The 258-nt window shown below is 74.0% G+C and carries 1 protein-coding gene; it reads right to left on the bottom strand.

The genetic code is table 11. The features are described from left to right. Positions 1 to 258: molybdopterin cofactor-binding domain-containing protein (locus ACR9ZK_RS22495; RefSeq protein ID WP_481344147.1), on the bottom strand; the 258-nt coding region annotated here is incomplete at both ends.

Below are 258 nucleotides of genomic sequence, written 5' to 3'. Positions count from 1 at the left end.
GAGATCGCGCGCAAGGAACGGTACCTGCGTCGACGAGCGGACGACCAGGCGCCCCTCGTCGTCGAGCCAGCCGACCGAGCCGTGCGTCTCGAGCTGCGCGTGCGTCACGCGCGAGGTCTGCCACGTGCCGGTGACGGTCACGGCGCTTGCGGCGAGGGCGGATGCCACGTCGGGCCCCGCGTGCACGCTCGCGATGACGTTGCGGTGCGCCTCGTCGACGCGGTCGTCCGGCGTGCGATCGGGGTGGATGCCCGGCGC

Source organism: Monashia sp. HAY1-5C (assembly GCF_056755255.1).
The sequence above is the reverse complement of the archived record's forward strand: the minus strand, read 5'-3'. Positions and strand labels throughout refer to the sequence as shown.